The sequence below is a fragment of the Sulfurimonas sp. genome (assembly GCF_032250635.1).
Classification (GTDB): Bacteria; Campylobacterota; Campylobacteria; order Campylobacterales; family Sulfurimonadaceae; genus Sulfurimonas.
Genome location: NZ_JAVVFL010000110.1, coordinates 1 through 7,528, shown reverse-complemented (window position 1 = coordinate 7,528; position 7,528 = coordinate 1). Strand labels below are relative to the sequence as shown.

The window sequence follows — 7,528 nt, the reverse complement described above, 5'->3', positions numbered from 1 at the left end:
TACTATGTAATTTTTTGACATTGAAATATCCTTGTATTTTTTTTCATTTTGTATTTTTTTGTAATGATTTTTTAAAAAAGGATATTAAAGAGGAGGATGTACACCTGTGCGTCTAAATGCAAAGTAAGTTGTATAGTATGGACATCTTGGAATAAAGTGGTTTAATAGAAGAACAAGGCGTATCTTGCGTTTAAAAAAAAGATTGCAGTGACATGGCTTAAGAAAGAGGAGGTGTAATAGTCTTGATTTTGCTATCTCATAAGTATCGCTAAAAAGTTTCAACATCTTCCTCCCTCTTAATTTATTCGGCATTATACACTTTTTTTTAAATAGTGCTTAAATGCTCTAAAAAATCTTGCGGTCCTATAAAACCTACAATAGTTTTTGACTCTATCACATTTAGCTCTGTATCGAAAAATATAAGTACAGGCGGACCGAATACTCCATACTTTTTACTTAACTCTTTTTGCTCTTGATTATTTTGTGTAATATCTGCTTGAATTAGTACAAACTCTTTCATTTTTGCTTTGACTGCTTCATCCGAGAATGTCTTTTTATCAAGCTCTTTACATACGGCGCACCACTCGGCACTAAAATCAAGCATAATTTTTTTGCCTCTGTTTGCTTCTAAAATCTTATCAAGCTCTTTGATTGAGGTTATTTTTTCAAACTTTAAGTGCGAAGATAAAGCGGCATCAGAGGAGATTGAGATAGAAGGCTTTAAAAACTCCAGCGGTTTTGTCATGCTGTTTGAGCCGCCCAGAACTCCTATAAAAAGAGCTACCGAGTAGATAAAAATAATGATTGCTGTACTTTTTCTAAATGTATGCGCATCCTTCTCAAACGCGCCGAAATAGACTGCAAAACCGATTCCCAAAATAGAGTACAGAAGCATTATAAGGTACTCATCAAGCACTCTCTCAAGCATCCAAATAGCAACGCCAAGCATCATTACGCCGAATATTGCACTGATCATTGTCATCCATGTACCCGGTTTAGGCATAAACTTACCAGCGCTCACACCAACTAAAATTAGCGGCGCACCCATTCCAATGCTCATGGCAAAAAGTGCCGCACCGCCTAGAAGCGCATCTCCCGTCTGTCCTATATAGACCAAAGCGCCGGCAAGTGGAGCCGCAACACATGGACCCACAATCAGAGCCGATAGAAATCCCATAACCGCAACCCCGATATAACCGCCACGGTTTGTGTGGTGATTTGAGCTAATCTTGGCAACAAAAGAGTCCGGAAGTTTCAGCTCGTAGAACCCAAACATGCTAAATGCGAGTGCGACAAAAATTGCAGAAAATGTATATATCGCCCAAGGCGCTTGAAGAGCGGCTTGCAGGTTTGAGCCAAACAGACCCGCTAAAACTCCGGCGATTGTGTAAGCAACCGCCATGGCAAGAACGTAAACAAGAGAGAGCATAAACGCTCTTTTTGTCGTTATTCCCTCGCCTTGAGAGATGATAATTCCTGAGATAATTGGAATCATCGGAAAGGTGCATGGAGTAAGGGAGAGAAGAAGCCCAAAACCTAAAAACGAAAGAAGAACAATAGCAATACTCCCCTCTTTAATCGTATCTGCAATAGAATCACTCTCCGAGAGGTCTTTTTTCACTTCGATATTTACTTCAATCTTCTCTTGCCCTTTTTCATCCGCTCCACTCTCCTCTTTACTCGAAACATCGGGAAGTTTTGCACTATCTATATCAAAGGTAAAAGCCTCTGTATATGGCTCATAGCAAAGCCCCTGTTCCGAGCAACCCTGATAAGAGATTTCAAACTCTACAGCTTTAACGCCAGCTACTCCACTCTCTTTACTCAAGCTTATAACAAATGTCGGTGAGGTCGTATATGACATATCTCCGTGATGATCTACGCTTTTTGGATAGATCACCTCTTTAATGCCGATGCCGCTTCCCTCTTTAATATTTAGTTTAATTGAGTCTTCATAAAGATATATATCTTTTGCAATCTCTAGCGTTGCTTCTATCTGCATCTTATCATTTAATTTTGCTGAGGGTTTAAAAGCCTCCTCTGGCATTAAAAATTTAGGCTGCGCACCTAAAAGCAAAATTGATGAGATAAGAAGTAAAAGAAGTTTTTTCATGGTTATATTTTTCCGATTTTGTAATGTGGCAAGATTATAACGAATTAATGCAAACCATTAATTGAAGCAGGCTTATTTCTACTATTTCAATGAAGAGCACCCTCTGTTAATCTCTTGGCGTGTGGCATCTATTATGGAGAGTATTTTAGCATTGGTAGTTACAGCTGTATCAAGAACTTTTAAAGCCTCTTGTGCTCTGTTAGTGTGACATAGCAAATCTGCCAAATTATTTAGGGCAAGCGGGTGAGTTTTGTCAATGAGCAGTATCTCTCTGTAAGTATCTTCGGCGCTATTTAACTGGTTGGTGCTATAGTAGGCATTTCCCAGTGCAAAGAGTATAGATGTCTCCTGAGGCCAGCGACGAAGTGCACTCTTGTAAGCAATAATTGCCTCATCAACCATTCCTGTTTTTTCCAAATCATACGCGGATTGTAGATATTTTTTTGGAGTAGCAAAGAAAGGAAGTTCATCTGGAGGCAGAAGAACAACTCCCCAGTTACCGCTTCTCTTCCAAATAGCCGCAAATGTCTCAATCGATACTGCCTCATTTGGCTCCTCTCCAAAGTGCATCAAAATAGTCTGCGTCTTTGCGTCATATCCTGTAACCGGCGCATAGTGCCAAAGCTCATACCATGAGAGACCACGGTTTACAAGCACAATTACGGGATGATTTGCTTTGAGCTCCATAAAAAGTGCGTCAAAGTTGGGCTCTAGCGGATAGACAAGAAGACCATTAGCCCTTGCCGCAGCAATTAGTTCTATCTGAAGAGTACCGCCCTTTAGCGGGATAAGCGTTCTCTCATCCAGCTCTTTAAGTGAAAGCTTTGGAGTATATGAGCCCTTAGATTGCCAGAAAGAGGAGACCATCTCTATGGATGTTGAGCCGCAAAGCTCTGAGCGTGGAGCAACAAAAGGAACGTTAATGCTATGTGAAGAGACGTTGGCATCTTTTGGAAAAGGAGTGTTGCGCGCACAGCCTGTTGAAAAAATCAACGAGGCAAACGCAAGAAGAAGGGCGAAATTTATGTTCACATTAGTTAGTTATAGGTTTAGTAAAGTTAAAAACTTTTGTTAATCCAAGAATATCTGTAATAAGTAAAACTATAAATACAAAAACAATTGCACCTACTATTGACATACCAACATCCGCACCGGCTGGCAATGTATCAATTTGATTCGCAACTATTGAAGCCTCTTCATCAGTCATTGAAGCAACTCTTGCCTCTACAATTTTTACATCAACCCCAAGCTCTTCAAACTTTTTTGCAACATCTTCGCGAGATAAAATACCCGCAAGTTTCTCTTTGGATGAAAGTGTATCAGACGACCCATAGCTGAGTGTCTCAGTGGAAGCTATTTGAGCAAACGAAACCTGAGCAAACAGTGTTGTGCTTAGAATAAACGATAAGATTAATTTTGAAAATTTCATGTGATACCTTTTGAACAATTTTTACAAAAAAAACAGACGACAATTTTTAGATGTACTTTGTATTATAATTCTATTATCATTAAACGAAGCTGGATATTTTTTTACAAAAAGTTATCAAACCTTTAGTGATAAATATAGTACAATTTGGCATGGAAGTACATAACTTTTTTTTAACACTCTTTCTTGTACTGATAGCAGCGAGAATATTGGGCGAGCTTTTTGCAAGAGTTGGCATACCATCCGTTCTTGGCGAGCTTTTTGCAGGAATTCTCCTTGGCTCCTCTGTTTTAGGTATTGTAGAGCCAAATGAAATCCTAAAAATATTGGCAGAAATCGGTATCATCTTACTTCTTTTTGAGGTTGGTTTGGAGACGGATTTTACACGCCTCAAAAGTGCAGGAGCGAAATCTCTCGTAGTCGCAATTCTTGGCGTAATTTTGCCTTTTAGTTTTGGGTTATTCACGGCATACTACCTCTTTGGGCTCGCTTTTGACATCTCTCTTTTTATAGGCGGAACGCTTACCGCTACAAGCATAGGCATCACGCTAAGAGTTCTAAAAGATATCCACATGGAAAATACAAACATTGCCCAAATCGTAATAGGCGCGGCAGTTATTGATGACGTCATAGGGATTATTCTTCTTGTTTTCATCTATGATTTCTCTGTCTCCCATGAGACAAACTTTGAGCATACTCTCTCAGTTGCGGGAATGGTTGTTACGTTTTTACTCCTAGCACCCGCTTTTGCAAAAATCATATCATATGCAATCCATAAGTTTCACGCCAGCCATTTGGTTCCGGGATATATACCGACAATCATCATCTCTCTTATTCTTCTTTTTTCATACCTCTCTCATCTGGTCGGTGCACCTGCAATTTTGGGTTCTTTTGCAGCGGGAATTGCTCTATCTAGAAGGTTTTTTCTCCCTTTTGGGGCATTTTTAAGCTCAAATGAGCCGCTGCTTAAAGAGGTAAAATCAAATATGACGCCTATCATCCAGATATTTACGCCAATCTTTTTTGTTATGGTCGGACTCTCTGTTGATCTTAGCATCATCGACTTTTCATCATCATCTTTTTGGATAATGGGACTCTCGTTTATCTTTATAGCCTTCTTTAGCAAGTTTATAGGTGCTTTTTTTATCATACAAAAGTGTGCCAAAAACAATGCGCTCATAGGAATCTCTATGATTCCACGAGGAGAGGTGGGTCTTATATTTGCGGAGATGGGTAGAGTCAACGCTATTTTGCCAAATGAGATCTACGCGATGCTTATTTTTGTAATCATCATCACAACCGTTGTGCCCCCATTTATACTTAAAAAGTATTTTAAAGGGGAGTGTGTCTAAGCGGTATGAAGATTTTTTTTAAGCGCAAAATTAGTAACATTTCTCTACTCTACAAAAAATTATTTATAAAGAAACGAACATGTCAAACAGATTAAAACTAGAAGATTCTCCATACCTGCAACAACATAAAGAGAACCCGGTAGATTGGTATCCGTGGTGCGATGAAGCCTTTGATAAGGCAAAAAAAGAGAACAAAGCCATCTTTATCTCCATCGGTTACAGCTCATGCCACTGGTGTCATGTTATGGAGGAGAAGGTATTTGAAAACCAAACATGTGCGGATATTTTAAATAAGAGTTTTATCTGCATAAAGGTTGACCGCGAAGAGCGCCCTGACATAGATAAACATTACCAAGAGGTCTATATGCTGCTAAACCGCAGAAGCGGCGGCTGGCCTACTTCCATCTTCTGCACGCCTGAGAATAAACCTTTTTTTGCGGGGACTTATATAGCGCCTGAATCAAGAGAGGGAAACATAGAGGGGATGGGTTTTATTGAACTAACCAAACTCATAGCCGAAAAAGTCTCTTCAAAGGATGAGCAACTGCTTAAAAATGCCGATGAGATAGAGAGCTTTTTAAACCATAAAGAGCACCCAAAAGAGGCAACGGTTTTAAAAGAGGATTTTGTCAAAAACTTTATGCTTCAGGTAAAAAACAACTACGACACGCTCTATGGCGGCTTCTCAGTAGCTCCGAAATTTCCTCATGCCAGCACGCTTGGAACGCTTCTGGTTATATACAAACTCTACGACGACAAAGCGGCGAAAGCGATGGTTATAGATACGCTTCAAAACATGAAAAAAGGCGGCATATATGACCTAGTAGACGGAGGTTTTTGCCGCTACAGCGTGGATGATAAGTGGCTCGTTCCGCACTTTGAAAAGATGCTCTACGACAACGCCCTGCTCTGCGAAATATATACAAATGCCTACCTCACATACAATGACGAGAGTTTCTTACATGTAGCAAAAGAGATTGCAGACTTTTGGCACAACAATATGAGCGAAGATGCTCTCTTTTACAGTGCAAGCGATGCCGACAGCGAGGGCGAAGAGGGAACATACTTTATATATGGGTATGATGAAGTTTATAAACTGCTCTCAGACAACGGATACACAAATATTGATGAGATTTTAGACCTTCTCTGTATCACCAAAGAGGGCAACTTTGAGGGCAAAAACATAATCAGGTTCAAAGAGGGACAAGCACCAAAAGATTTTGAAAATATAAAATTTTTGCTCAGAGGGTTAAGAGCATCAAGAGAGTACCCATTTATAGATAAAAAAATCCAAACCTCATGGTCTAGCATGATGATAAAGGCTCTCTTTAACCTCGGCAAAATTGATTACACATATAAACAAAGCGCCATAAAAAGCCTTGATGCACTGCTTGAGACTATGTTTCTTGATGGCAAACTCTATCACACAACACTCATACATAAAACTCCAAAAGTAGAGGCATTTTTAGAGGATTACGCATTTTTGGCTCAAGCACTCATTGAGGCATTTAACGCTACCTGGGATGAAATCTACCTTCTTCGTGCACAGCATTTTGCAAACTTGGCTCTGGAGAAATTTTACGACAAAGGTACATGGAGGTTTAGCGTAGGAGAGTTTGAGACAAAAGCTGAAATCTCTGACAACACATACACGAGCCCTGTAAGTATAATAGTTGATGTTCTGCTCTCGCTCAGTACACTTCTAGAAGATGATAAATACAGCCACTTCGCGTTTAAAACGATGGAGTACAACTCCTACGAACTAGGAAGACGACCAGTCATTTACCCATACATGTTGCGCCAAGTGCTTAGATATCTAAAGGGTGAGAGGGTAATAAAATCAAACCAAAAAAAGCTCGAAGCCAGTGCCCTTGAACTTGCTTACTTGGACTATCCGTTTATCCAAAAAAAGGCTTCTGAGGATGAAAATTTTATGGTTTGCGGCAACAAAAGCTGCTTCGCAAACACGGACGACATTAACAAAATCAATGATATAATAAAAAAAAGTTTTTAAGGATTTGTGATGAAAAATATTATTATAGTGGCAATCTTGGCGCTTGGAACTATGAGTGTTTTTAGCGCATGCGAGAGAAATGATTATCAGCATCCAATGCACAGAAAGTAGAAAAAGATTTGAATAGCATGAAACTAGGCGTAAACATCGACCATGTAGCAGTTTTAAGAGAGGCTAGACGAGTCAACGACCCTGATATTTTAAATGCTCTTTACGTTGCATGTCAAAACGGAGCCGACCAGATAACCATCCATTTAAGAGAAGACAGACGCCACATTCAAGACGTCGATGCCTATAACATCATGAAGCACTCTACCCTTCCAATCAACCTAGAGTGCTCAATCAACAGAGATATTTTAAATATAGTAACAGACTTAAAACCACACCGTGCGACCTTAGTTCCTGAGAAGAGAGAAGAGGTCACAACCGAGGGCGGGCTTGACGTCATAGGACATGAAGATGAGATTGTTTTTTATATAAATGGTTGGAACTTTTTAACTCCAAAAGAAGGGTTGACTGTTTGGGTAAATAATGAAGATGGTCTATATTCTTATAATGGAACGAGTTGGGTTAGTGCAACGGGATTTGAAACTGTAGACAAGTTTGGAATTAACACGACGGCA

At 39.6% G+C, this 7,528-nt stretch carries 7 protein-coding genes; 3 read left to right on the top strand and 4 right to left on the bottom strand.

The annotated features are described in order from the left end of the window. Positions 1-84: 84 nt before the first annotated feature. The 4 genes from RQ763_RS07575 to RQ763_RS07560 form a co-directional block, all read right to left on the bottom strand. A complete protein-coding gene (locus RQ763_RS07575; RefSeq protein ID WP_294928846.1) occupies positions 85-285 on the bottom strand; it encodes a hypothetical protein in 201 nt (66 codons plus the stop codon). 40 nt (positions 286-325) lie between these two features. Beyond that, the gene (dsbD, locus tag RQ763_RS07570; protein WP_314152138.1) at positions 326-2,113 is read right to left on the bottom strand and encodes a protein-disulfide reductase DsbD; all 1,788 of its coding nucleotides are present in this window, start codon (positions 2,111-2,113) and stop codon (positions 326-328) included. A gap of 81 nt (positions 2,114-2,194) precedes the next feature. After that, the gene (locus RQ763_RS07565; protein ID WP_314152137.1) at positions 2,195-3,145 is read right to left on the bottom strand and encodes a PA2778 family cysteine peptidase; all 951 of its coding nucleotides are present in this window, start codon (positions 3,143-3,145) and stop codon (positions 2,195-2,197) included. Between the two features lies 1 nt (position 3,146). Further along, entirely contained in the window at positions 3,147-3,542 is a 396-nt protein-coding gene (locus RQ763_RS07560; RefSeq protein ID WP_314152135.1) for a PA2779 family protein, read from the bottom strand. Between the two features lie 125 nt (positions 3,543-3,667). On the opposite strand from RQ763_RS07560, the gene RQ763_RS07555 reads away from it, so the two are divergent. The 3 genes from RQ763_RS07555 to RQ763_RS07545 all read left to right on the top strand — a co-directional run. Continuing rightward, entirely contained in the window at positions 3,668-4,891 is a 1,224-nt protein-coding gene (locus RQ763_RS07555) for a cation:proton antiporter (protein ID WP_314152134.1), read from the top strand. A 79-nt stretch (positions 4,892-4,970) separates the two neighbouring features. Continuing rightward, a complete protein-coding gene (locus RQ763_RS07550; protein WP_314152133.1) occupies positions 4,971-6,905 on the top strand; it encodes a thioredoxin domain-containing protein in 1,935 nt (644 codons plus the stop codon). A 128-nt stretch (positions 6,906-7,033) separates the two neighbouring features. Next, on the top strand, positions 7,034-7,528 hold a 495-nt coding region (locus RQ763_RS07545; protein WP_314152132.1), incomplete at its 3' end, for a pyridoxine 5'-phosphate synthase.

Coding starts and splice junctions, on each gene's coding strand:
- RQ763_RS07575 (WP_294928846.1), bottom strand. CDS start 285: ATGTTGAAACTTTTTAGCGATACTTATGAGATAGCAAAATCAAGACTA.
- dsbD (WP_314152138.1), bottom strand. CDS start 2,113: ATGAAAAAACTTCTTTTACTTCTTATCTCATCAATTTTGCTTTTAGGT.
- RQ763_RS07560 (WP_314152135.1), bottom strand. CDS start 3,542: ATGAAATTTTCAAAATTAATCTTATCGTTTATTCTAAGCACAACACTG.
- RQ763_RS07550 (WP_314152133.1), top strand. CDS start 4,971: ATGTCAAACAGATTAAAACTAGAAGATTCTCCATACCTGCAACAACAT.